At 67.5% G+C, this 1318-nt stretch carries 1 protein-coding gene; it reads right to left on the reverse strand.

What is annotated here, in order from left to right:
- Positions 1–32: 32 nt before the first annotated feature.
- Positions 33–1249 (reverse strand): IS3 family transposase gene (locus ACFKCF_RS61590; RefSeq protein ID WP_394506790.1). Its coding sequence is split into 2 segments (ribosomal slippage): positions 33–940 and positions 940–1249, totalling 1218 coding nucleotides; the frame shifts between segments, so codons are not numbered across the junction.
- Positions 1250–1318: the final 69 nt, after the last annotated feature.

Genomic DNA, 1318 nt, shown 5'->3' on the forward strand with positions numbered 1-1318 from the left:
GGGGGCTCACCCCGAGGTGTGGACACCGATTGTCATGCGGCGAGCAGCACCTTATCGATGGTTTGCTGCTCGTAGTCCATCGGGCTCAGATAGCCCAGGGTGGAATGTCTCCTGCGGGTGTTGTAACGGGTGATCCACTTGAAGACGGCCAAGCGGGCCTCACGCGCCGAGGGCCAGCACTTGGCGCCCTGCAGCGTCTCGCGTTTCAACGTGGCGTTGAAAGCCTCCGCCGCGGCGTTGTCGGCGCTGGACCCGACGGCTCCCATGGACTGGCGCACGCCGAGCTCTGCGCAGACTTTGGCGAACTCGGCCGAAGTGTACTGGGCCCCATGATCGGCATGGAAGATTGCGCCGTGCAGGCCGCCCCGGGTCGCGGCGGCCGCGCGCAGCGCATCGGTCACCAGCTCAGTGCGCATGTGATCGGCGATCGACCAGCCCGCCAGCCGGCGTGAGGCCAGGTCCAGCACGGTCGCCAAGTAGAGAAACCGGCCATCGCCGATGGGCAGGTACGTGATGTCGCCGACATAGCGCCGGTTCGGGGCAGGCGCGGTGAAGTCTCGCCGGATCAGGTCGGGCACCTTCTGATGCGAGGGTTCCGGCACCGTGGTGCGCACCTTCTTGCGCAAGTGCAGCCCGACGATGCCGCAGCGCCGCATCACCCGCGCTACCCGCTTGTGGTTGACCGTGTGGCCCCGGGCACGCAGCTCGGCGGTAACGCGCGGACTGCCGTAAGTGCCGTCGAACTCCCCATGGATCTGCCTGATCTCCTCCGCCAGCGCGGCATCGGCCGCGGCTCGCTCCGCCCGGGCCGGCGCCGCCTTGGTCCACCGATAGAAGCCCGAGCGGGACACTTTCAGCACCCGGCACAGCCGCTTGACGCCGAAGACGTCCCGATGGTCGTCGACGAACTGGAAGCGGCTCACCAGTTGGTCTCTCCCGCGAAATATTTGGCCGCCCGGCGCAGGATGTCGCGTTCCATCTCCAGCTCCCGGATCCGGGCCTTGAGCTGCTTGTTCTCCTCTTCCAGCACGTCGTCGGACGATAGCGGGCCACGCACCGACTTCTTGACCGGGCCGCGCGCCTTGGCGCCCGCGGTGCCGTCCGCCTGCGCCTGGCGCACCCAGTTACGCAGCGTCTCCCGGCTGATCCCCAGGTCCTCGGCCACCGAGGCCAGCGTCCGTCCCGGATCGGACACATACAACGCGACGGCGTCCGCCTTGAACTCCGGCGGGTACGACTTCATCGCCACGTGGAACTCCTTGTCTCCGGATCTCCATCATCCGGTACTCAAGGTGTCCACACATCGGGGGCAAGGGCC

It is taken from the genome of Nonomuraea sp. JJY05, from assembly GCF_043496855.1.
In the GTDB taxonomy this organism is placed as follows: domain Bacteria; phylum Actinomycetota; class Actinomycetes; order Streptosporangiales; family Streptosporangiaceae; genus Nonomuraea.